Here is a 22,231-nt window from a genome sequence, read left to right as displayed (position 1 = left end):
GCGGGTCGGTCAGGCGGGACCGTAGGTCAGGTGCGCCACCCCGTTGCTGAGCTTCTCCACGTCCAGCAGCGCCAGCTTCTGCGCGGTGCCCTCGGGGAACAGCCGGATGCCCTGCCCGACGGCGACGGGGTAGACGTAGAGGTGCAGCTCGTCGGCCAGGCCGTCGGCGACCAGCGCCCGCACCAGCGTGGCGCTGCCGCTGACGTAGAGGTCGCGGTCGGCCTTCAGCTCGCGGATCCGCGCGGGGTCGTAGCCGCCGACCGACGTCGAGTTGCGCCACACCGACTCGGCGTCGGTCAGCGTCGAGGAGACGACGTACTTGGTCGTGTCGTTGAAGAACGGCGCGCCCTCGTCCTCCTCGGCGGTCCGGGTGGACCAGGCGGGGGCGAACATCTCGAAGGTGGTCCGGCCGAGCAGGATGCCGCCCGCGGGCGCGGTGATCGCGCCGATCGAGGCGGCGAGGTCGTCGGGGAAGCCGTAGTCCACCGTCCACATCGGGGCGTCGACCACCCCGTCGACGGTGGTGAACTCGTGCACCCTGATGACGCCCATGTCGTGCTCCTCACTGCTGGTCCGGCGGTCGGCCCGTCCGGGTCGGTCGGTGTCGTCGGGGAGACCCTGGCCGACGGCGGAACTCATCGGCACCGGACGCGCCGTGTCACCGACGTCACAGCGGCGGCAGCCCGGGGCCGCGCCGCCAGGCGCGGGTGGGCGGACCATGGAGGGGATGGCACTGGACAGGGCCGCCCGCCTGGACGCGGCCGTGGAACGGGACGGCTCCACGTGCATCTGGTGCGGCCGCGCGCTGACCGGGCAGGTCACCGCGACCACCGAGCACGTCGTACCGCGGGTCAAGGGCGGCCCGTCGTGGCTGGAGAACGAGGTCGCCGCCTGCCGCCGGTGCAACGGCGAGCGGGGGCACACCGCGCCGGTCGAGTGGCTGGAGGAGTGCCTGCGCCGCGGCTGGCCCGCCGACGAGGCCCGGCTGGCCCGGGTGCTGGCCGACCTGGCCGCGGCGATCGCCGACCGCGGCGGCCAGCGCCGCGCCCGGCCCTACCTCGACGCGCAGCTGCGGAGGCTGCGCCGCCGGGGCACCCCCGCCGCCCGGCCTGCGTAGCGTGGCCCGCGTGAGCGCGGGAACGGTCGTGGCCGTCTCGGTCTACCCGGTGCGCGGCTGCGCGGGGACGCCGCTGCAGCGGGCCGACGTCGGCCCCGCCGGCCTGGCCGGTGACCGCGCCTGCGCCGTCGCCGAGGCCGACGGGCGGGTGCTGCGCGGCAAGGACGCCCCGGAGCTCGCCGGCGTCGTCCCGACCGGTTCCCCCGACCTCGACGCCGCCGCCGTCTCCGCGGCGCTGGGGCGGCCGGTGCGGATCCGGCCGCTGACCGGCCGGCCCGACGGCGCCGCGGCGGTGCACCTGGTCTCCCGGCAGGCGCTGGAGCGCGCGGCCGCGGGTGTCGTCCCGGCCGGCTGCGGCGCCGAGGACCCGCGGGCCAACCTCGTGCTCGACCTGCCCGCCGGCGACGACGAGCGGACCTGGGTGGGCCGGCGGCTGCGGCTGGGGTCGGTCGTGCTGGAGGTCACCCGGCTGCCGAAGCACTGCCTGGGTGTCTACGCCGAGGTGGCGCAGCCGGGGACGGTCGCGGTCGGTGATCCCGTGCAGCCGGTCGGCGGAGGAGCCGAGTCGGCCCGGTGAGCGCCCCGGCGGTCGATACGCTGGCCTGCGCGACGCCCGCCGCGCGGACGCCGCGCGAACCGCCCAGCGACCCCCAGGAGATCCCGTGTCCGCCGCGCCACCCCCCGCCGTCACCACCCCGATCCGGGTGCCGGCCGGGACCACGGCCGAGCAGGCGCTCAAGGACGCCGGGGTCGCGCTCAAGGGCCCCGACGGCGCCGTCGTCGTCCGCGACCTGGCCACCGGCGACCTGCGCGACCTGTCCTGGGTCCCCGGTGCCGACGCCGAGGTGGAGCCGGTCGTCGCCGCCAGCCCCGAGGGCCGCGCGGTGATCCGCCACTCCACCGCGCACGTGCTCGCCCAGGCCGTCCAGGACCTCTTCCCGGGCACCCGCCTGGGCATCGGGCCGCCGGTGGAGAACGGCTTCTACTACGACTTCGACCCCGAGCGGCCCTTCACCCCGGAGGACCTGCAGGCGCTGGAGAAGCGCATGCAGCAGATCGTGAAGGCCGGGCAGCGGTTCAGCCGCCGGGAGGTCACCGAGGACGAGGCCCGCGCCGAGCTCGCGCACGAGCCGTACAAGCTCGAGCTCGTCGACCTCAAGGGCGGGGCCGCCGACGGCGCCGACGTCGAGGTCGGCAGCGGGCAGCTGACCATGTACGACAACCTCGACGCGCGCACCGGCGAGCGGGTGTGGACCGACCTGTGCCGCGGCCCGCACCTGCCCCGCACCAACGGCATCCCGGCCTTCAGCCTCACCCGCTCGGCGGCCGCCTACTGGCGCGGCGACGAGAAGAACCCGCAGCTGCAGCGGGTGTACGGCACCGCGTGGGAGAGCCGCGAGGCGCACAAGGGGTACCTGGAGCACCTGGCCGAGGCCGAGCGCCGCGACCACCGGCGCCTGGGCGCCGAGCTGGACCTGTTCAGCTTCCCCGACGAGATCGGCTCGGGGCTGGCGGTCTTCCACCCCAAGGGCGGGATCGTCCGCCGCGAGCTCGAGGACTACAGCCGCCGGCGGCACGAGGAGGGCGGCTACTCCTTCGTCAACACCCCGCACATCACCAAGGAGGACCTGTTCCTCACCAGCGGGCACCTGCCGTACTACGCGGACACCATGTTCCCGCCCATGGAGTTCGAGGGCGCGAACTACTACCTCAAGCCGATGAACTGCCCGATGCACATCCTCGTGTACCGCAGCCGCGGGCGGTCCTACCGCGAGCTGCCGCTGCGGCTGTTCGAGTTCGGCACGGTGTACCGCTACGAGAAGTCCGGGGTGGTGCACGGGCTGACCCGGGTGCGCGGCCTGACGATGGACGACTCGCACATCTTCACCACCCGCGAGGACATGGCCGCCGAGATCCGCGGGGTCCTCGACTTCGTCCTGGGCCTGCTGCGCGACTACGGCCTCGACGACTTCTACCTGGAGCTGTCCACCCGCGACGACTCGCCGAAGTTCATCGGCGAGGACGCCCAGTGGGAGGAGGCGACCGCGGCGCTGCAGGCGGCCGCCGACGCCTCGGGGCTGGAGCTGGTGCCCGACCCGGGCGGCGCGGCGTTCTACGGGCCGAAGATCTCCGTGCAGGCCCGCGACGCCATCGGCCGCTCGTGGCAGATGTCGACCCTGCAGGTCGACTTCAACTTCCCCGAGCGGTTCGCGCTGGAGTACACCGCCGCCGACGGCACCCGCAAGCGGCCGGTCATGCTGCACCGCGCGCTGTTCGGCTCCATCGAGCGGTTCTTCGGCATCCTCACCGAGCACTACGCCGGCGCCTTCCCCGCGTGGCTCGCGCCGGTGCAGGTGGTCGGCATCCCGGTCACCGACGACCAGGTCGGCTACCTCGCCGACGTCGCGCTGCGGCTGCGGGCGCGCGGCATCCGCGTCGACGTCGACGACTCCGACGACCGCATGCAGAAGAAGATCCGCAACGCCAGCAAGCAGAAGGTGCCCTTCGTGCTCATCGCCGGGGCCACCGACGCCGAGGCCGGGGCGGTGTCCTTCCGCTACCGCGACGGCAGCCAGCGCAACGGCGTGCCCGTCGACGACGCCGTCGACGCGATCGTCGCCTGGGTGGCCGGGCGGCACAACGTCGACCCGACCGCGGACGCGCCGCTGGAGAGCCCGTGACCACCGGCCCGGACGGGTTCTCCGTCCCGGTCTCCAGCGACGACGGCGGCCCGGCCACCGTCTTCGAGCACCTGTGGACGCCCTACCGGATGGCCTACATCCGCGGCTCGGGCAAGCCCACCGGGGAACACGACTGCCCGTTCTGCCTCATCCCGGCCATGCCGGACGAGGAGGGGCTGGTGGTGGCGCGCGGCACCACGGTCTTCGCCGTGCTCAACCTGTACCCGTACAACGCCGGGCACCTGATGGTGGTCCCGTACCGGCACGTGCCCGACTACACCGACCTCACCGACGCCGAGGTCGCCGAGTTCGGCGCGTTCACGCAGACGGCGATGCGCGTGGTGCGGCGGGTGACCGGCGCCCACGGGTTCAACATCGGCATGAACCAGGGCTCGGTGGCCGGCGCCGGCATCGCCGACCACCTGCACCAGCACGCGGTGCCCCGCTGGGGCGGGGACACCAACTTCATGCCGGTGATCGGCCTGACCCGGGTGCTGCCGCAGGTGCTCGCCGAGACCCGGGCGCTGCTCGCCGAGCACTGGCCGGGCGCGACCGCGCCGGTCCCGGGGAGCTGACGTGCTCGGCCAGGGGGCGCGCGCGGTGGTCGGCCGGTTCTGGGCGCCGGTGGTGGCCCGGCTGGCCCGCGCCGGGGTGACCCCGGACGCGGTCACCGTCACCGGGACGCTGGGTGCGATCGCCGCCGCGGTGCTGCTCATCGCGGACGGCGTGCTGTTCTGGGGCGCGTTCACCGTCACGCTGTTCGTGCTGCTCGACATGCTCGACGGCGCCCTCGCCCGCGCCCGGGGCGGCGGGTCGGCGTTCGGCGCGGTGCTGGACTCCACCTGCGACCGCGCTGTCGACGCCGCCGTCTTCGGGGCGCTGGTCTGGTGGTTCACCGGCGCGGGCGAGGACCGCCTGTTGGCGCTGCTGGCCCTCGTCGGCCTGGTCCTGGGCGTGCTGACCAGCTACATCAAGGCGCGCGCCGAGGGCGTGGGCATCCCCTGCGACGTCGGGCTGGTCGAGCGCACCGAGCGGCTGATCCTGGCCCTCGCCGGCACCGGCCTGACCGGGCTCGGCATCCCGTACGCCGTCGACGTCGGGCTGTGGCTGCTGGTCGCCGGGGGCGCGATCACGGTGGGGCAGCGGGTGGTCGCCGTCCACCGGGGGGCGCGCGGGCAGGCCCTGCCGGCGCCGGCTCCGTGAGCGGGCGCCGTGGCTCCGTCGCGTCCCGGGTCGGTGCCCGCGTCACCGACCTCGGCTACGCGGCCGGCTGGCGCGCGGTGCAGTGGCTGCCCGAGCCGGTGGCCCGCGGCGCGTTCGACGCCGGTGCCCGCGTCGCCGCCCGGCGCGAGGGCCGGGGCACCCGGCAGCTGCGGGCCAACCTGCGGGTCGCCACCGGCGGCGAGCTCGACGAGGAGGCGCTCGACGAGCTCACCGGCCGCGCGCTGCGCTCCTACGCGCGCTACTGGCAGGAGGCCTTCCGCCTGCCGCGGCTCGATCCCGCCCGCGTGCTGCGCGACACCGTCATGGAGGGGCAGGAGCACCTCGAGCGGGCGCGGGCGCAGGGCCGCCCGGTGGTCCTCGCGCTGCCGCACAGCGGCAACTGGGACGCCGCCGGCGTGTGGTTCGTCGACTGGCTCGGCGGGCCCTTCATGACCGTCGCCGAGCGGCTGCGCCCCGAGTCGCTCTACGAGCGATTCCTCGCCTACCGCGAGACCCTCGGCTTCCGCGTCGTACCGCTCACCGGCGGGCCCCGGCCGAGCTCCGACGTGCTGCGCGAGTGGCTCGCCGGCGGCCGCTCGGTCTGCCTGCTCGTCGACCGCGACCTCGGCCCCGGGGGCGTGCCGGTGGAGTTCTTCGGCCGGCCGACCACGATGCCCGGGGGCCCTGCGCTGCTGGCCGCGCGCACCGGGGCCGCCCTGCACCCGGCGGTCTCCCGGTTCAGCGGGCTCGGCTGGGTGCACGCGGTGTGCCCGGAGGTCCCCCTCGACGGCGGTGTGCGGCTGCGCGACCGGGTGGCGACGGCGATGCAGGGCGTGGCCGACGCCTTCACCGACACCATCGCCCGGCAGCCCGAGGACTGGCACGTGCTGGGGCGGATCTGGGCCGACGTGCCGCCCGACCCGCCGGCGCCGGAGCGCGGCTGATGCGCATCGGCCTGGTCTGTCCCTACCAGTGGGACGTGCCCGGCGGGGTGCAGTACCACGTGCGCGACCTCGCCGAGACGCTGCTCGGGCTCGGCCACCACGTCGGGGTGCTCACGCCCGCCGAGCGGGAGGAGTCGCTGACCGACCCCTGGCTCACCTTCGCCGGGCGCACCGTGCCCATCCCCTACAACGGCTCGATGGCCAGCGTGCAGTTCGGCCCGGTGTCGGCGTCCCGGGTGCGCCGGTGGCTGCGCGACGGCCGCTTCGACGTCGTCCACGTGCACGACCCCGCGCCGCCGTCGATCGGCCTGCTGGTCTGCATGATCGCCAAGGGGCCGATCGTGGCCACCTTCCACGCCGCCACCGTGCGGTCGAAGTGGCTGGCCGCGTGGGGCCCGGTGGTGCGCCCGTGGCTGGAGCGGATCAGCGGCCGGATCGCCGTCTCCGACTTCGCCCGCCGGCTGCAGGTCGAGCACCTCGGCGGCGACGCGGTGATCATCCCCAACGGCGTGCACGTGGCCGCCTTCGCCGAGGGGCCGACGCTGCCCGGGACCGCCCGCGGCGTCGACGGCCCCACCATCGGCTTCCTCGGCCGCTACGACGAGCCGCGCAAGGGGCTGCCGGTGCTGCTCGAGGCCATGCGCACCGTCGTCCGCGAGCACCCGGGTGCCCGCCTGCTCATCGCCGGCCGCGGCGACCCGGACGCGCTGCGCGACGCGGTGGGGGAGGACCTGCGCCCGTCGGTGGCGCTGCTCGGTGAGCTGTCCGAGGCCGACAAGGGTGCGTTCCTGCGCTCGGTCGACGTCTACTGCGCGCCCAACCTGCTCGGCGAGAGCTTCGGCGTCGTGCTCATCGAGGCGATGGCCGCCGGCGCGCCGATCGTGGCCAGCGACCTCGACGCGTTCGCGCGGGTCCTCGAGGACGGCGCGGCCGGCGTGCTGGTCCGCCGCGGGGACGTCGGCGCGCTGGCCCGGGCGCTGTCGGACCTGCTCGCCGACCCGGCCCGCCGCACGGCGCTGTCGTCGGCCGGGCGGGAGGCGGCGGCCGGCTACGACTGGCAGGCCGTGGCCCGCCGGGTGCTCGCCGTCTACGAGACCGTGGCGCTGCCCGGTGCCGGCGGGGTGACCGCCGCCGACGACGACGAGCTCGCCGCGGCCGACGGGGTGTTCCCGTCCCTGTTGAGGCGCGTCCGCCGCTAGCGTGGGCAGGCATGACGCCCGACGCCTGGCTGCTCCTCGCCCTCGGCGTCGTCGCGCTCCTGCTGGCGTGGACGGCCTGGACGCTCACCCGGCTGCGGCGCCTGGAGACCCGGGTGGCGCGCGCGTGGACGGTCCTCGACGGCCGGCTGCGGCAGCGCGCGGCGCTCGCCGCCGACCTGGCCTCCGACCACTCCGCCGCGCTGGGCGAGGACCGCGCCACGCGCCTCAAGGCGGCCGCGCACGACGCCCACGACCCGCTGGCCGGCGACCGCGAGCTGGCCGAGAACGCCCTCGGCCGCGAGCTGCGCGCCCTGCCCCGCGAGGTCCCCGGCATCCCGCCGGCGTGCCTGGCCGCGCTGGCCGAGGCCGACGCGCGCATGGCCCTGGCCCGCCGCTTCTACAACGACGCCGTCCGCGACACCCACCTGCTGCGGCTGCGCCGGCTGCCCCGGCTGCTGCGGCTGCACGCCGACCGCCCGCTGCCGCGCTTCTTCGACGTCGAGGACGGCCTCGACGCCGTCCCGGCCGCCGCCGGCACCCCTCGCGGCTGAGCGCTCGGCGAGGCGTCGACCCGGTGACGGCACGGCAGGACGAGGTCGGCGGCACCCGAGCGCCCGCAGCGCCCGAGGCGGGATCCCGGGGGCGGCTGCGGGGCGTCGACCTCGCCCGCGGGATCGCCGTGCTGGGGATGTTCGCCGCGCACCTGGGTGACACGGGCGAGCTCGGCTGGGACCCGGCCACCTGGCGGGCGGTGGTCGACGGCCGCTCGTCGATCCTGTTCGCCACGCTGGCCGGGGTCTCCGTCGCCCTGCTGTCCGGGGGCCGCACCCCGGCGTCCGGGGCGGAGCTGGCCCGCGCCCGCACGCGCGTCCTCGTCCGCGCCGCGTGGGTGTTCGCCGTCGGCGGCGTCCTGGAGCTGCTCGACACCTTCGTCGCGATCGTCCTCGGCGTCTACGCGGTGCTGTTCGTGCTCGCCCTGCCGTTCCTGCGCTGGTCGCCGGCGCGCCTGCTGTCGGCCGCGGCCGTCGTCGCCCTCGTCGGTCCCCCGCTGGCGCTGGCGGTCGGGCGGTACGCCACCGAGCGGGGCGAGGAGGGCAACGCCTTCGCGTTCCTGCTGTTCACCGGCTACTACCCGGCCGCTGTCTGGCTGGCCTTCGTCCTGGCCGGGCTCGCGGTCGGCCGGCTCGACCTCGGCGCCGCCCGGGTGCGGGCCGGCCTGCTCGCCGGCGGGACGGCCGCGGCGGTCCTGGGCTACGCGGGCGGCCTGCTGAGCACCCGGGCGCTCGCGCCCGGGCAGCGGCTGGCCGGGATCGAGGACGGCTTCGGCGTCCCGGGGGACTGGGACCCCGCGTGGCTCGCCGGTGCCCAGCCGCACAGCGCCACGACGTTCGAGGTGGTCGGCTCCGGCGGGGTCGCGGTGGCCGTCATCGGGCTGTGCCTGGTCCTCGCCGACCTGCTGCCGCGCCTGACCTGGCCGCTGGCGTCGGTGGGCGCGCTGGCGCTGTCGGTCTACACCGCCCAGATCGTGGCCATCGCGGTGCTCGACGTCGGCTACGGACAGAGCTGGGGGCAGTGGGCGCGCTTCAGCCTCACCGCCGTGCTGCTGGCGTCGGTGTGGCGCTGGCAGCTGGGCCGCGGCCCGCTGGAACGGCTGCTGACCTGGAGCTCGCGGCGGGCGGCCGGACCCTGAGGGCGGACGGGCCCCGCGGCCGGCGCCGGTAGGATCGGCGGGTGCGCCCGGGTGCCGGTGCCGGGCGCCCGGACGAGGAGGACAGCCGTGAGCGGCCATTCCAAGTGGGCGACCACCAAGCACAAGAAGGCCGCGATCGACGCCAAGCGCGGCAAGCTGTTCGCCAAGCTGATCAAGAACATCGAGGTCGCGGCCCGGACCGGCGGCGGTGACCCCGCGGGCAACCCGACGCTCTACGACGCCATCCAGAAGGCGAAGAAGTCCTCGGTCCCCAACGACAACATCGACCGCGCGGTCAAGCGCGGCTCGGGCGCCGAGGCCGGCGGGGCGGACTACCAGAACATCACCTACGAGGGCTACGCGGCCGGCGGCGTCGCGGTCCTCGTCGAGTGCCTGACCGACAACCGCAACCGCGCGGCCTCCGAGGTGCGCACCGCGATGACCCGCAACGGCGGCTCCATGGCCGACCCGGGCTCGGTGTCCTACCTGTTCAGCCGCAAGGGCGTCGTCGTCGTCCCCAAGTCCGACGGCGTCGACGAGGACAGCGTGCTGCTGGCCGTCCTCGACGCCGGCGCCGAGGAGGTCCGCGACCTCGGCGACACCCTCGAGGTGGTCAGCGAGCCCACCGACCTGGTGGCCGTGCGCACCGCCCTGCAGGACGCCGGCATCGACTACGACTCCGCCGAGGCCGGCTTCGTCCCCAGCGTCACCGTCGAGCTCGACGAGGAGGGCGCCGGCAAGGTGTTCCGCCTCATCGACGCCCTCGAGGACTGCGACGACGTGCAGAACGTGTACGCCAACTACGACGTGTCCGACGAGGTGCTCGAGAAGGTCGGCTGAGGAAGGACCCCCTCGCCCCCACACCTCGCTCCGCTCGGTGCGGGTCCCTGCGAGGGGGCCGTTCCAGCACGTCACCAGGTGGGCGTGTCGCCCCCGATCACCGGCCGCGACGGTTAGCCTCGGTCGAACACCAGTTCGGCATCGGGAGGCGCAGGTGCGGGTGCTCGGCATCGACCCGGGGCTGACCCGGTGCGGGTGGGGCGTGGTCGACGGCCGCCCCGGCGCCCGACCGCAGGCCGTCGGGGTGGGCGTGATCCGCAGCTCCGCCGACCTGGACCTGGAGCTGCGGCTGCTGGAGCTGCACACCCAGGTGACCGCGCTGCTGCGCGAGCACCGGCCCGACGTCGTCGCCATCGAGCGGGTCTTCACCCAGAACAACAAGGGCACCGCCACCGGCACCGCCCAGGCGGCCGGGGTCGCGGCGCTGGCCGCGGCGCAGGCCGACCGGCCGGTCGCCTGGCACACGCCCAGCGAGGTCAAGGCGGCCATCTCCGGCAACGGCCGCGCGGACAAGGAGCAGGTCACCCTCATGGTCACCCGGGTGCTGGGCCTGTCGGCCGCCCCCAAGCCGGCCGACGCCGCCGACGCGCTGGCGCTGGCGGTCTGCCACGTGTGGCGCGGCCCGGCGCAGCAGCGGCTGCGCAGCGCCGCCATCGCCGGCGGCATCGGCGCGCCGGTGGTGCAGCGCACGCTGCCGCGCTGGCAGGGGGTGTCGCGGTGATCGCCTCGGTGAACGGCCGGGTGGCCGCCGTGGGCCCGGAGGGTGCGGTGGTCGAGGTCGGCGGCGTCGGGCTGGCGGTGCAGTGCACCCCCGGCACCATCGCCCGGCTGACGGTGGGGGAGCAGGCGCGGCTGGCCACCAGCCTGGTCGTGCGCGAGGACTCCCTCACCCTCTACGGCTTCGCCGACGACGACGAGCGCCAGCTGTTCGAGCTGCTGCAGACCGCCAACGGCGTCGGCCCGCGGCTCGCGCAGGCGGTGCTGGCCATCCACCCGCCGCGGGAGGTGCGCCGCGCGGTGTCGATGGCCGACGTCAAGGCGCTGATGCAGGTGCCCGGCATCGGCAAGAAGGGCGCCGAGCGGCTGATCCTGGAGCTGCGCGACCGGCTGGGCTCCACCACGTCGGACACCCAGCTCGACGGCCCGATGCCGGCCGGCGGGGGCGCTCCCGTCGCCCCGGTGGCGCCGTGGCGCGACCAGCTCACCGCCGCCCTGGTCGGCCTGGGCTGGTCCGGCCGCGAGGCCGACACCGCGGTCACCGCGCTCGCGCCGGTCGCCGACGAGCAGCTGACCGGCACCGGCCGGGTCGACGTCGCGCTGCTGCTGCGCCAGGCGCTGCAGCTGCTGGGCCGGCCGTGAGCGCGCCGTTCGACCGGTCGCTGACCGGTGAGGTGGAGACCGGGCTGGGGCGCGAGTACGGCGTCTCGCCGCAGGCCGGTGACGAGGAGCGGGTGGTCGAGTCGGCGCTGCGGCCGCACTCGCTGCCCGACTTCATCGGCCAGCCCAAGGTCGCCCGCCAGCTCGCGCTGGTCCTGGAGGGCGCCAAGCGCCGCGGCCGGCCGCCGGACCACGTGCTGCTGTCGGGCCCGCCCGGCCTGGGCAAGACGAGCCTCGCCCTGATCATCGGCTCCGAGCTCGGCACCTCGGTGAAGATCACCAGCGGCCCGGCGATCGAGCGCTCCGGCGACCTCGCCGCGATGCTGTCCAACCTCGGCCCCGGTGACGTGCTGTTCATCGACGAGATCCACCGCATCGCCCGGCCGGCCGAGGAACTGCTGTACATGGCGATGGAGGACTTCCGGGTCGACGTCGTCGTCGGCAAGGGGCCCGGCGCCACGGCCATCCCCCTGGAGATCAGCCCGTTCACCCTCGTGGGGGCGACCACGCGGGCGGGCCTGCTCACCGGTCCGCTGCGCGACCGGTTCGGCTTCGTCGGGCAGATGGAGTTCTACGAGCCCGCCGAGCTGCAGCAGGTGCTCGCCCGCAGCGCCGACCTGCTCGGCGTCGAGCTCACCGACGACGGCTCGGCCGAGATCGCCCGCCGCTCCCGGGGCACCCCGCGCATCGCCAACCGGCTGCTGCGCCGGGTGCGCGACTACGCCGAGGTCGAGGCCGACGGGCGGGTGACCCGCGCGGTCGCGCGGGCCGCGCTCGCGCTCTACGACGTCGACGAGCTCGGCCTCGACCGGCTCGACCGCGAGGTCCTCGACGCGCTCGTCACCAAGTTCTCCGGCGGGCCGGTGGGCGTCAGCACGCTGGCCGTCGCGGTGGGGGAGGAGCCGCACACCGTCGAGGAGGTGTGCGAGCCGTTCCTGGTGCGCGCTGGGCTGCTGGCCCGCACGCCCCGCGGGCGGGTGGCCACCGAGGCCGCCTGGCGGCACCTCGGCCGCCCGCTGCCGCGCGGCGGGATCCCCCTCGGAGGGAGCACGGGCGCCGCGCGTGACCCGGGTTCGTCGTCGGAACCGCTCTTCGACGCCTAGACTGAGCGGCGCTGGCGCGCAAGTCGGCCCCTCGCCGGGCCGTTCGGGTCCCGGCTCCGCGACCCGGTGTCGGCGGGGGCCGGCCCCGCGCGCCTCGACCGACGTACCCGAGCGGTCCCTACCCGGGCCGCACCGACCGCGTGCACCCGGCGCGGTAGAGAGGCACCACCGTCGTGGAACTGTTCCCCCTGCTCCTGCTCGTGCTGGCCTTCGTGGCCCTGGTGGTGCTGCCGGCGCGCGCCCGCAAGCGCCAGCAGACCCAGACGCAGTCGGCGCTGGCGATCGGCGTCCCGGTGATCATGGCCGGGGGTGTCCACGGCACCGTGGCGGGCCTCGGCGACCCGGAGACCGTCCGGGTCGAGATTGCCCCGGGCGTCGTCGTCACCTACGCGCGCCAGGCGGTCCTGCAGGTGCGCCCACCGGCCGGCGGGGTCGCCGGCCCGGTCGTCGCCGGGGAGACGGTGGTGGACCCGGCGGTCGACCCGGTGGTCGACCCCGCGGTGGACGAGACCGCGCGGGACGACCGGCGCGGTGACGGCTCCACCGGCAAGACCCTCTGACGGGGCGTCCGGTGGCCAACCGCGCCCTGCCCGCGAGCCGGTACTTCGGCGCGTTCGTCCTGATCGTGGCCGTCATGTACGGCCTGATCTTCCTCACCGGCACCGACCGCACGCCGCAGCTCGGGCTCGACCTGCGCGGCGGCACGACGGTGACGCTGACCGCCCGCACCCCCGACGGCCAGGCCCCCGCGCCCGAGGACCTCGAGCTCGCCCGCCAGATCATCGAGCAGCGGGTCAACGGCCTCGGCGTGGCCGAGGCCGAGGTGGTCACCGAGGGCGAGTCGAACATCGTCATCTCCGTCCCCGGTGACGACGGCGAGCAGGCGCGCGAGCTGGGCCAGACGGCGCAGCTGCGGTTCCGGCCGGTGATCACCGGCCCGGAGCCGGCGGTCCTCGCCGAGACCACCGACCCCGCGGCGCCCACCGACGGCGCCACGCCGAGCGACGCCGCCGCGCCGAGCGACTCGGCCGCGCCGAGCGACTCGGCCGCGCCCACCGACTTGGCCGCGCCCACCGACTCGGCCGCGCCCACCGACTCGGCCGCGCCCACCGACTCGGCGGCGGGCTCCACGTCGTCCGACGGCGCGATCAGCGACCCGGCGCTCGACCCCGACCGGCCGGCCGTGACGCAGGAGGAGGCGGCGGCGGAGTACGCCACGCTGACCTGCTCGCCCGACGACGTCACCAGCGAGGTGGCCCGCCCCGACGACCACGTCGCCGCCTGCAGCGAGGACGGCACGCAGAAGTACCTCCTCGGCCCGACGATCATCGAGGGCACCGAGATCGCCGACGCCTCGGCCGGCACCCAGCCGACCACCGGTGAGTGGGTCGTCCTGCTCGACTTCAACAGCGAGGGCCGGGCCACCTGGGCGGAGTACACCGCCGCCAACGTCGGCAAGAACGTGGCGTTCACCCTCGACGGCCGCGTGGTCTCCGCGCCCACCGTCCAGGGCGCCATCAACGGGCAGACCACCATCACCGGCTCGTTCGACCAGCAGAGCGCCGAGGAGCTGGCCAACCAGCTGCGCTACGGCGCGCTGCCGCTGACCTTCACCCAGGCCACCGCGCAGTCGATCTCCACCGAGCTCGGCGCCGAGCAGCTGCGGGCCGGGCTGATCGCCGGGGCCATCGGTGTCGCCCTGGTGTTCGTCTACGCGCTGGTCTACTACCGGCTGCTCGGCCTGGTGATGATCGCCAGCCTGCTGCTGTCGGCGGTCGTCGTCTACGCCAGCCTGGTGCTGCTCGGCCGCGAGATCGGCTTCACCCTGAGCCTCGCCGGCATCGCCGGGTTCATCGTGTCCATCGGCATCACGGCCGACTCCTTCGTCGTCTACTTCGAACGGCTCAAGGACGAGATCCGCGAGGGCCGCAGCCTGCGCTCGGCGGTGCCGCGGGCCTGGGTGCGCGCCCGCCGCACGATCCTGTCGGCCGACGCGGTCAGCTTCCTCGCCGCGGCGATCCTCTACTGGCTGGCGATCGGCGACGTGAAGGGCTTCGCGTTCACCCTGGGTCTGTCCACGGTGCTCGACCTCGTCGTCGTCTTCCTCTTCACCCACCCGCTGATGGCGGTGCTGGCCCGCTTCCGGAGCTTCGGCCAGAGCCGCTTCTCCGGCCTCGGCCGGGTCGACCGCTCGCGCCGCTCCGCCGCACCCGTCGTCGCCGCCGACCGCGAGCTGGTCGGTGCCGGCAGCGGCACCGGCCGCGGCGCCGGCAGCGGTGCCCGCGCGTCCCAGGACAGGAGCCAGGCATGAGCCGCCAGCAGGACCGCGACGTCCGCGGGGACACCACCCGCGACGACGAGGTGCCGGTCGGCACCGAGGCCGACGAGGCCCGCGCCGCCGGTGCCGACGCCGTCGAGGACGCCGCCGCGGCCGCCGACGACGAGGCGCTCGCCGACGCCGGCCTGCCGGCCGAGGGGGAGGCCACCCGCCGCCCGCCGCACCGGGCCTCGCTGGCGCACCGGCTCTACAACGGCGAGGCAGGCCTCGACGTCGTCGGCCGCAGCCGGCTGATCTACAAGGTCACCGCCGTCCTCGTGCTGGTCTGCATCGCCTCGATGCTGTTCCGCGGCTTCAACTTCGGCATCGACTTCGCCGGCGGCAACAGCTTCCGGTTGCCCGGCGGCACCGAGCAGCTCGCCGACGTCCGCGAGGCCGCCACCGACGCCGGCGCGGACGTCGCCTCGGCCCAGGTGGTCGGCGGCAACACGATCCTGCTGCGCACCGGTGCCCTCGACAACGACGGCGAGCGCGCGGTCGTCGACGCGGTCGCCGACGCCGCGGGGATCGCGCCGGACCAGGTCAGCCCCGAGTCGGTGAGCGCCGAGTGGGGCCAGGACATCACCGACCAGGCGCTGCTGGCGCTGGCGGTCTTCCTCGTCGCGGTCATCGCGTTCCTCGCCATCCGGTTCCAGCCGAAGATGGCGGTGGGCGCGATCGTCGCCCTGCTGCACGACCTCGTCGTCACCGCCGGCGTGTACTCGCTGATCGGGTTCGAGGTCACGCCGTCGACGGTCATCGGCCTGCTGACCATCCTCGGGTTCTCCCTCTACGACACCGTCGTCGTCTTCGACAAGGTCGACGAGAACACCCGCGACCTCGAGCGCTCGGCCCGCATGACCTGGGGGGAGGCGGCGAACCTGGCGGTCAACCAGACCCTCATGCGCTCGATCAACACCTCGGTGATCGCGCTGCTGCCGGTCGCCGGCCTGCTGTTCGTCGGGGCGGGCCTGCTCGGCGTCGGGACCCTGAAGGACCTCGCGCTGGTGCTCTTCGTCGGCCTCGCCGCCGGCGCCTACTCCTCGATCTTCCTGGCCACCCCGATCGTCGCCGACCTCAAGGACCGCGAGCCCGGGGTGCAGGCGCTGCGCCGCCGGGTGCTCGCCCGCCGGTCGGCCGCCGCCCGGTCCGGTGCGCGCGCCGCCGCCGGCCCGGTGGCCAGCGCCCGGCGCAACCGCCGGGCCGCGCCGGGGGGCGGGGTGGCGCTCGCCGAGCGCGACGTCGACACGCTCGGTCCCGCGCCGGCCGACGTGGCGGTGGAGTCCCCGGCGTCGGTGGGCCCGGAGGTACCCCGCCGGCCGCACGGGGCCACGGCGGCCCCGCGCCCGGGTCAGCGCCCGCAGCGCCCGGGGACCAAGAAGCGTCGGTGACCCGGGACCGAGGAGCGTCGGTGACCGGTACCGAGCCGCTCGACGAGCTCATCGCCGGGCTGTCCGTCGACGTCCCGGACTTCCCGAACCCGGGGGTCCTCTTCCGGGACCTGACGCCGGTCTTCGCCGACGGACCGGCCTTCCGCCGGGTGGTCGAGGGCCTGGCCGCGCCGGCGCTGGAGGACCCGCGGGCGGCCGCGGTGGCGCACGCCGACGACGGCGTCCCGGGCGACCCGGGCTTCGACGTCGTGGTCGGCGTCGAGGCCCGCGGCTTCCTGCTCGCCGCGGCGGTGGCGCTGCGGGCCGGCGTCGGCGTGGTGCCGGTGCGCAAGGCCGGCAAGCTGCCGCGCGAGTGCGTCCGCGCCGACTACGCGCTGGAGTACGGCACCGCCACCGTCGAGATGCACACCGACTCGCTGCGGCGCGGGCAGCGGGTGCTGCTGGTCGACGACGTGCTGGCCACCGGTGGCACGCTGGCGGCGTCGGTCGCGCTGGTGGAGGAGCTCGGCGGCGTGGTCACCGCGGTGTCGGTGGTCGTCGAGCTGACCGCCCTCGAGGGCCGCGAGCGGCTGGTCCCGCACGCCGTGCACGCGCTGTGGACCGCCTGAGGGGGAGGTCCGGCCCCGGATGGGCCGTTCCGTGACCTCTCCCGGTTAGCATGGGAGAGGTCCTCCCTCGTCTGCCGGCAGGAGTCCCGTGGCCCCCGACGCGCCCGCCACCCGCGTGGCTGGCGCGCGGCCCGACCAGCCCGGCGGCCCGGTACCGCCCGGGCAGGCCGCCCCGGGCCCGACCGCGCAGGGCCCGGCCGCGCAGGGCACCCCGACCCCGTCGCCGACGGTCCAGGACCCGCAGCAGACGTCCCCCCTGCCGGGCCGGCCGCTGGTCCGCCGCCCCGACGACGTCGGCAGCGAGCCGCCGGAGGAGGGCGGGACCGGGTCCCCGCGGCCCCGGCGCGTCCGCGACCGGCTGGCCCGCCGCATCGTCGCCGGGCAGCGCAGCGGCGTCGTCCGCCCGGTCCTCGAACCGCTGGCCGCCCTGCACCGGCAGAGCCACCCGAAGGCCGACCTCGCGCTGCTGCAGCGCGCCTACGACGTCGCCGAGGCCGCGCACGCCAGCCAGAGGCGCAAGAGCGGCGACCCCTACATCACCCACCCGCTGGCCGTGGCCACCGTCCTGGCCGGCCTGGGCATGGACACCACCACGCTGGTGGCCGCGCTGCTGCACGACACGGTCGAGGACACCGGCAAGACCCTCGAGGCCATCAGCGCCGACTTCGGCCCGGAGGTCGCCCACCTCGTCGACGGCGTCACCAAGATCGACAAGGTGAAGCTCGGCGACGCCGCCCAGGCCGAGACGATCCGCAAGATGATCGTGGCGATGGCCCGCGACCCCCGGGTGCTGGTCATCAAGCTCGCTGACCGGCTGCACAACATGCGCACGCTGCGCTTCCTCCCGCCGGAGAAGCAGGAGAAGAAGGCGCGCGAGACGCTGGAGATCCTCGCCCCGCTGGCCCACCGCCTGGGCATGAACACCATCAAGTGGGAGCTCGAGGACCTGGCGTTCGCCACGCTCTACCCCAAGCGCTACGACGAGATCGTCCGGCTGGTGGCCGAGCGGGCGCCCTCGCGCGACACCTACCTCGCCGAGGTCACCACCGCGGTCACCGAGCAGCTCAAGGCGGCCAGGATCGAGGCGGTCGTCACCGGCCGGCCCAAGCACTACTACTCGATCTACCAGAAGATGATCGTCCGCGGCCGGGACTTCACCGACATCTGGGACCTGGTCGGCATCCGGATCCTGGTCGACACCGTCCGCGACTGCTACGCGGCCCTGGGCATCATGCACGCGCACTGGCAGCCGGTGCCCGGGCGGTTCAAGGACTTCGTCGCGATGCCGAAGTTCAACATGTACCAGTCGCTGCACACGACGGTGATCGGGCCGCACGGCAAGCCCGTCGAGCTGCAGATCCGCACGCACGACATGCACCGCACCGCCGAGTACGGCATCGCCGCGCACTGGAAGTACAAGGAGAAGGCCCGCACCGGCGGCCGGCCCGGGCCCGGTGAGTTCGGCGCCAGCAAGGTCGGCACCCCCGACGACATGCTGTGGCTGCGCCAGCTGCTCGACTGGCAGCGCGAGGCCCAGGAGCCCGGCGAGTTCCTCGAGACGCTGCGCTACGACCTGGGGCCGCAGGAGGTCTTCGTCTTCACGCCCAAGGGCGACGTCGTCAGCCTCCCCGGTGGGGCCACGCCGGTCGACTTCGCCTACGCGGTGCACACCGAGGTCGGGCACCGCTGCATCGGCGCCCGGGTCAACGGCGCGCTGGTCAGCCTGGACAGCAAGCTGTCCAACGGCGACGTGGTGGAGATCTTCACCTCCCGCTCGCCCACGGCCGGCCCGTCGAAGGACTGGCTGCAGTTCGTCGGCTCCTCCCGGGCGCGCACCAAGATCCGGCAGTGGTTCACCAAGGAGCGGCGCGACGACGCCGTCGAGGCCGGCAAGGAGGCGCTGACCCGCGCCATGCGCAAGGCCGGGCTGCCGCTGCAGCGGCTGCTCGGCGGTGACGCCCTGGCCACGCTGGCCAAGGACCTGCGCTACGCCGACGTCACCTCGCTCTACGCCGCGGTGGGGGAGAACCAGATCTCGGCGGCGTCGGTCGTCGACAAGCTGATGACCGCCCTGGGCGGGGCCGAGGGCGCGGTCGAGGACATCGCCGAGACGGCGATCCCCACCCGCCGGCCGGTGCACCGGCGCACCGGCAGCGGCGACCCGGGCGTCGTCGTGCACGGCATGAGCGACGTGTGGGCCAAGCTCGCCAAGTGCTGCACCCCGGTGCCCGGCGACGACATCCTCGGCTTCGTCACCCGCGGCGGCGGGGTCAGCGTGCACCGCACCGACTGCACCAACGCCGCCGACCTGCGCCGCAAGAGCGAGCGGCTGGTCGAGGTCGAGTGGGCCAGCCACCCCGGGTCGGTGTTCCTCGTGGCGATCCAGGTCGAGGCGCTCGACCGGCACCGCCTGCTCTCCGACGTCACCAAGGCGCTGGCCGACGAGCGGGTGAACATCCTGTCGGCGTCGGTGCAGACCAGCCGCGACCGGGTGGCGGTCAGCCGGTTCACCTTCGAGCTGGCCGACCCCGCGCACCTCGGTGCGGTGCTGCAGGCGGTGCGCAACGTCGACGGCGTCTTCGACGTCGAGCGCGTCACCGCCTGACGACGGCCCCGACCGCGACGATCGGCCGAGCCGCAGAGGGTCAGGTGCGGTGGGCGACGACGGCCCACAGCGGGTCGCCGTCGCCGCCGGGCGGGGTGCGCAGCGACAGCTGCGGCCCGGTGAAGCACCCCGCGCGCCGGACCAGCTCGGCCACCAGCGCGCCGTGCTGCTCGTCGGAGGTGAGCAGCCAGCCGCGCACCGCCTTGGTGGGGAAGCACCGGTCGGAGAAGGTGATCGCCAGCGGCCCGCCCGGGCGCAGCACCCGGCCCACCTCGGCGAGCACCTCGACCGGCCGGGTCAGGTAGTCGATCGACACGCAGCAGACGGCGGCGTCGACGTCGGCGTCGGGCAGCGGCAGCCGCGGGTCGGCGTTGAGGTCGTGCACGACCCGCTCGGTGGCCGCGTCGTTCGCGGCCAGCTCGGCGGCGTTCATGCCCAGCACGACCAGCTCGGCCGGGGGCGTGCGGAAGTGCGACACCCACGAGGACATGAGGTCGAGCACCCGCACGGGCGCCGGCGCCGACCCGTCGATGCCCAGCTCGGCGTAGAGCCCGCCGACGGCGGCGATCGCGGCGTCGTCGATGTGGGTCACCAGCCGCGGCGGGCCGTAGAACTCCGCGTCGGGACGCTCGTCGGCGCGCGCGAAGAAGCCCGGCGGGAAGCCCGCGTGGGGGTCGGTCACGGGACCAGGGTCATCGACTCGACGGTGACCGGCACGGTCGGGGCGCCGCCACCCGGGGAGGGGTCGAGCGAGCCGTCGTTGCCGTGGGCGGCGACCACGTCGAGCACGGCCAGCCCGGCGTCGTCGATCGTGCCGACGACGGTGTAGTCCGGCGGCAGCCGGCTGTCGCCCCACACCAGGAAGAACTGGCTGCCGTCGAGACCCTGCCCGCTGTTGGCCATCGCCACCGTGCCGCGCGGGTAGGTCTCGTCGCCGTCGACGTCGGTGGCGAACGCGTAGGTGGGTCCGCCCGCGCCGGTGCCGGTGGGGTCGCCGCACTGCAGCACCTTGAGGCTCTCGCTGTCGACCTCGCGGTGGCAGGCGGAGCCGTCGAAGAAGCCCAGCCCGGCCAGGTGCACCATGCTCGCCGCCGCGCACGGCGCGCCGGCACGGTCGAGGGTGAGGACCAGCCCGCCCAGCGACGTCGTCATCCGCAGCTGCGCGGTGCCCTCGGCGGGCACCTCGGGGGCGGGCGGGTCGACGTCGACGGCGTAGGGGTTGCCCGACCGCGCCGCGACCCACTCGCAGGTGGCCGTCGTCCCGGCCGGGCCGGACCCGCCCCCGCCGCCGGCGTCCCCGGTGGCCGGCGCCGCCGAGCCCGCCACCGTGCCCGAGCAGGCGGTCAGCGCGGCCAGGGCACCGGCCAGCACCCCGGCGAGCACCCCGGCGCGCGGCGGGGGCGCCGGGGTGCTCACGCGGGGACGGTCACGGACTCGATGCGGACCTCCTGGGTCGGCGCACCGTCGCCGGGGCCGTTGCTGCCGTCGTTGCCGTTGGCGGCGATGGTGTCCAGCGTGGCCAGGCCGGCCTCGTCGATGGTGCCCAGGACGGTGTAGCTCGGCGGGAGCTGGCTGTCGCCGTAGACCAGGAAGAACTGGCTGCCGTCGAAGCCCTGCCCGCTGTTGGCCATGGCGACCGTGCCGCGCGGGTAGGTCTCGTCGCCGGTCACCTGCGTGGGGAACTGGTAGGCCGGGCCGCCGCGGCCGGTGCCGCTGGGGTCGCCGCACTGCAGGACCTTCAGGCCCTCGGAGTCGGTCTCGCGGTGGCAGACCGTGCCGTCGAAGAAGCCCTGCCGGGCGAGGTGGACCATGCTCGCCACGCCGCAGGGGGCGTTGGCGTTGTCGAGGGTCAGCCCGATCGCCCCGACGTTCGTGGTGATCGTCACCGGGGTGGTGCCGGTCGGCACGACCTCGGTGGGCGGGGTCCCGGAGTCCGCGCGCAGGTCGGGGTTGCTGGCCGTGTCGGCGGGGGTCCAGTCGCAGGTGCCGTCGCTGCCGTCCACGACGCCCGGCGTGGTCGGCGCCGCGCTGGTGCTGGTCGCCGCCTCCTCGGTGCCCGGGTCCTCCCCGCCGCCGAAGCCGGCGACGAGGGAGACCGCGCCGCCCACCAGGACGACGGCGAGCACGGTCACCACGACGAGCAGGTTGCGGCGGCGCTTGCGGGCCAGCTCGGCGCGGCGCTCGAGCTGGCGCTGCAGGCGGCGCTGCGCGGCAACCCGCCGCTGCTTGTTGGTCGGCACGGGTCGGACACTCCTCGGACGGACGGCTGCTGCGCGGGGCCCGGTCGCGGCTCCCGGCCGCGCCCCCGGCGCCCCCGCTGGTCGATCCGCGAGTGTAGGTGGCCTCCCTGGGGACGCCGGTCCGCCGGACCGGGAGGGCGCGCCGTGGCACCCGCGTAACCTGCACGGGTGCTCATCCGCTCGTTCCCGGCCGGCGCCTTCGGCACCAACTGCTACGCCGTCGCCACGGGGCCGCGCTCGGAGTGCGTCGTGGTCGACCCCGGCATGGACGCCGTCGAGCCGCTGGCCCGGATGCTGGCCGAGGACGGCCTGAAGCCGGTCGCGGTGGTGCTCACCCACGGCCACCTCGACCACACCTTCTCCGTGCTGCCGGTGTGCGACGGCTACGACATCCCGGCCTACCTGCACCCCGAGGACTCCGGGATGCTCGCCGACCCCGCCCGCTGGCACGGCCCCGCGCTGGCGCCGCTGCTCACCGGCCTGCGGCTGCCCGACCCCGCCGAGGTCCGCCCGCTCGACGACGGCGCCGTGCTGTCCCTGGCCGGTGTCGAGCTGACCGTCCGCCACGCACCGGGCCACACCCGCGGCTCGGTGGTGTTCTCCCTCGACCTCGGGGAGGCCCCCGGCCTGCTCGCCGGTGACGTGCTCTTCGCCGGGTCGGTGGGCCGGGTCGACCTGCCGGGTGGCTCGTGGCCGGACATGCTGCGCTCGCTGCGCGACGTGGTGCTGCCCCTGGACGACGACACCGTGGTGCTGCCCGGCCACGGCCCGGCGACGACGATCGGCCGCGAGCGGGCGACCAACCCCTACCTCGCCGAGGCCGCCGCCGGTGAGGGCGCCGCGCCGAGGGGTCGGGGCCTGTGAGTGAGCATCGCAGCGAGCGCCGGCGAGCGAGGAGCGGAGCGGACAGCCGAGC

The 22,231-nt window shown here is 75.5% G+C and carries 23 protein-coding genes; 19 read left to right on the top strand and 4 right to left on the bottom strand.

Translation table 11 applies throughout. From position 1 onward, the window contains the following. Positions 1–9 precede the first annotated feature (9 nt). Positions 10–552 carry a dihydrofolate reductase family protein gene (locus CHC04_RS15805; protein WP_089404902.1) on the bottom strand — a complete coding sequence of 181 codons (543 nt, stop codon included), beginning with the start codon at positions 550–552 and terminating at the stop codon, positions 10–12. 175 nt (positions 553–727) lie between these two features. Here CHC04_RS15805 and CHC04_RS15800 point away from each other — a divergent pair, with 175 nt between their 5' ends. From CHC04_RS15800 to CHC04_RS15715, 18 genes are all read left to right on the top strand, one after another. After that, the gene (locus tag CHC04_RS15800) at positions 728–1,117 is read left to right on the top strand and encodes an HNH endonuclease (protein WP_176450035.1); all 390 of its coding nucleotides are present in this window, start codon (positions 728–730) and stop codon (positions 1,115–1,117) included. Between the two features lie 10 nt (positions 1,118–1,127). Next, a complete protein-coding gene (locus CHC04_RS15795; RefSeq protein WP_089405033.1) occupies positions 1,128–1,694 on the top strand; it encodes an MOSC N-terminal beta barrel domain-containing protein in 567 nt (188 codons plus the stop codon). A gap of 85 nt (positions 1,695–1,779) precedes the next feature. Continuing rightward, positions 1,780–3,798, top strand: a complete 2,019-nt coding sequence (gene thrS / locus CHC04_RS15790) for a threonine--tRNA ligase (RefSeq protein ID WP_089404901.1) — start codon at positions 1,780–1,782, stop codon at positions 3,796–3,798. Then, a complete protein-coding gene (locus CHC04_RS15785) occupies positions 3,795–4,373 on the top strand; it encodes an HIT family protein (RefSeq protein ID WP_176450034.1) in 579 nt (192 codons plus the stop codon). Before thrS ends, CHC04_RS15785 begins: the two co-directional genes overlap by 4 nt. Before the next feature lies 1 nt (position 4,374). Beyond that, positions 4,375–5,001 carry a phosphatidylinositol phosphate synthase gene (pgsA, locus tag CHC04_RS15780; RefSeq protein WP_089404900.1) on the top strand — a complete coding sequence of 209 codons (627 nt, stop codon included), beginning with the start codon at positions 4,375–4,377 and terminating at the stop codon, positions 4,999–5,001. Further along, complete coding sequence (locus CHC04_RS15775; RefSeq protein WP_089404899.1) at positions 4,998–5,945, top strand: phosphatidylinositol mannoside acyltransferase; 948 nt, start codon at positions 4,998–5,000, stop codon at positions 5,943–5,945. Before pgsA ends, CHC04_RS15775 begins: the two co-directional genes overlap by 4 nt. Continuing rightward, positions 5,945–7,144, top strand: coding sequence for a glycosyltransferase family 4 protein (locus tag CHC04_RS15770; RefSeq protein WP_089404898.1), 1,200 nt, complete (start codon positions 5,945–5,947; stop codon positions 7,142–7,144). The genes CHC04_RS15775 and CHC04_RS15770 overlap by 1 nt, the downstream gene beginning before the upstream one ends. 11 nt (positions 7,145–7,155) lie before the next feature. Next, on the top strand, positions 7,156–7,695 hold the full coding sequence (locus CHC04_RS15765; protein ID WP_089404897.1) for a hypothetical protein: 540 nt from the start codon (positions 7,156–7,158) through the stop codon (positions 7,693–7,695). A 23-nt stretch (positions 7,696–7,718) separates the two neighbouring features. After that, positions 7,719–8,834, top strand: coding sequence for a heparan-alpha-glucosaminide N-acetyltransferase domain-containing protein (locus tag CHC04_RS15760; protein WP_089404896.1), 1,116 nt, complete (start codon positions 7,719–7,721; stop codon positions 8,832–8,834). Between the two features lie 87 nt (positions 8,835–8,921). Further along, positions 8,922–9,674: a YebC/PmpR family DNA-binding transcriptional regulator gene (locus CHC04_RS15755; RefSeq protein WP_089404895.1), complete on the top strand. Its 753-nt coding sequence runs from the start codon at positions 8,922–8,924 to the stop codon at positions 9,672–9,674. A 154-nt stretch (positions 9,675–9,828) separates the two neighbouring features. Continuing rightward, positions 9,829–10,395, top strand: a complete 567-nt coding sequence (gene ruvC, locus CHC04_RS15750) for a crossover junction endodeoxyribonuclease RuvC (protein ID WP_089404894.1) — start codon at positions 9,829–9,831, stop codon at positions 10,393–10,395. Further along, entirely contained in the window at positions 10,392–11,033 is a 642-nt protein-coding gene (gene ruvA, locus CHC04_RS15745; RefSeq protein ID WP_089404893.1) for a Holliday junction branch migration protein RuvA, read from the top strand. Before ruvC ends, ruvA begins: the two co-directional genes overlap by 4 nt. Beyond that, positions 11,030–12,154, top strand: a complete 1,125-nt coding sequence (gene ruvB, locus CHC04_RS15740) for a Holliday junction branch migration DNA helicase RuvB (protein ID WP_089404892.1) — start codon at positions 11,030–11,032, stop codon at positions 12,152–12,154. The genes ruvA and ruvB overlap by 4 nt, the downstream gene beginning before the upstream one ends. Positions 12,155–12,327: 173 nt before the next feature. Next, entirely contained in the window at positions 12,328–12,714 is a 387-nt protein-coding gene (locus CHC04_RS15735) for a preprotein translocase subunit YajC (RefSeq protein WP_089404891.1), read from the top strand. Between the two features lie 11 nt (positions 12,715–12,725). Beyond that, positions 12,726–14,465 carry a protein translocase subunit SecD gene (secD, locus tag CHC04_RS15730; protein ID WP_089404890.1) on the top strand — a complete coding sequence of 580 codons (1,740 nt, stop codon included), beginning with the start codon at positions 12,726–12,728 and terminating at the stop codon, positions 14,463–14,465. After that, positions 14,462–15,862, top strand: a complete 1,401-nt coding sequence (gene secF / locus CHC04_RS15725; RefSeq protein WP_089404889.1) for a protein translocase subunit SecF — start codon at positions 14,462–14,464, stop codon at positions 15,860–15,862. The genes secD and secF overlap by 4 nt, the downstream gene beginning before the upstream one ends. A 20-nt stretch (positions 15,863–15,882) precedes the next feature. After that, entirely contained in the window at positions 15,883–16,470 is a 588-nt protein-coding gene (locus CHC04_RS15720) for an adenine phosphoribosyltransferase (protein ID WP_217897397.1), read from the top strand. An 88-nt stretch (positions 16,471–16,558) separates the two neighbouring features. Further along, entirely contained in the window at positions 16,559–19,075 is a 2,517-nt protein-coding gene (locus CHC04_RS15715) for a RelA/SpoT family protein (protein ID WP_281252247.1), read from the top strand. Between the two features lie 40 nt (positions 19,076–19,115). Here the strand turns inward: CHC04_RS15715 and CHC04_RS15710 are convergent, their stop codons facing one another. The 3 genes from CHC04_RS15710 to CHC04_RS15700 are packed head-to-tail and all read right to left on the bottom strand — an operon-like array spanning position 19,116 to position 21,315. Next, entirely contained in the window at positions 19,116–19,757 is a 642-nt protein-coding gene (locus tag CHC04_RS15710) for a class I SAM-dependent methyltransferase (protein WP_089404887.1), read from the bottom strand. Continuing rightward, complete coding sequence (locus tag CHC04_RS15705; protein WP_245817295.1) at positions 19,754–20,491, bottom strand: peptidylprolyl isomerase; 738 nt, start codon at positions 20,489–20,491, stop codon at positions 19,754–19,756. The genes CHC04_RS15710 and CHC04_RS15705 overlap by 4 nt, the downstream gene beginning before the upstream one ends. After that, complete coding sequence (locus CHC04_RS15700; protein ID WP_089404886.1) at positions 20,488–21,315, bottom strand: peptidylprolyl isomerase; 828 nt, start codon at positions 21,313–21,315, stop codon at positions 20,488–20,490. The genes CHC04_RS15705 and CHC04_RS15700 overlap by 4 nt, the downstream gene beginning before the upstream one ends. A 168-nt stretch (positions 21,316–21,483) precedes the next feature. On the opposite strand from CHC04_RS15700, the gene CHC04_RS15695 reads away from it, so the two are divergent. Beyond that, the gene (locus tag CHC04_RS15695; RefSeq protein WP_089404885.1) at positions 21,484–22,179 is read left to right on the top strand and encodes an MBL fold metallo-hydrolase; all 696 of its coding nucleotides are present in this window, start codon (positions 21,484–21,486) and stop codon (positions 22,177–22,179) included. Positions 22,180–22,231 lie beyond the last annotated feature (52 nt).

The organism is Geodermatophilus saharensis, assembly GCF_900188205.1.
In the GTDB taxonomy this organism is placed as follows: Bacteria; Actinomycetota; Actinomycetes; order Mycobacteriales; family Geodermatophilaceae; genus Geodermatophilus; species Geodermatophilus saharensis.
The sequence above is the reverse complement of the archived record's forward strand: the minus strand, read 5'-3'. Positions and strand labels throughout refer to the sequence as shown.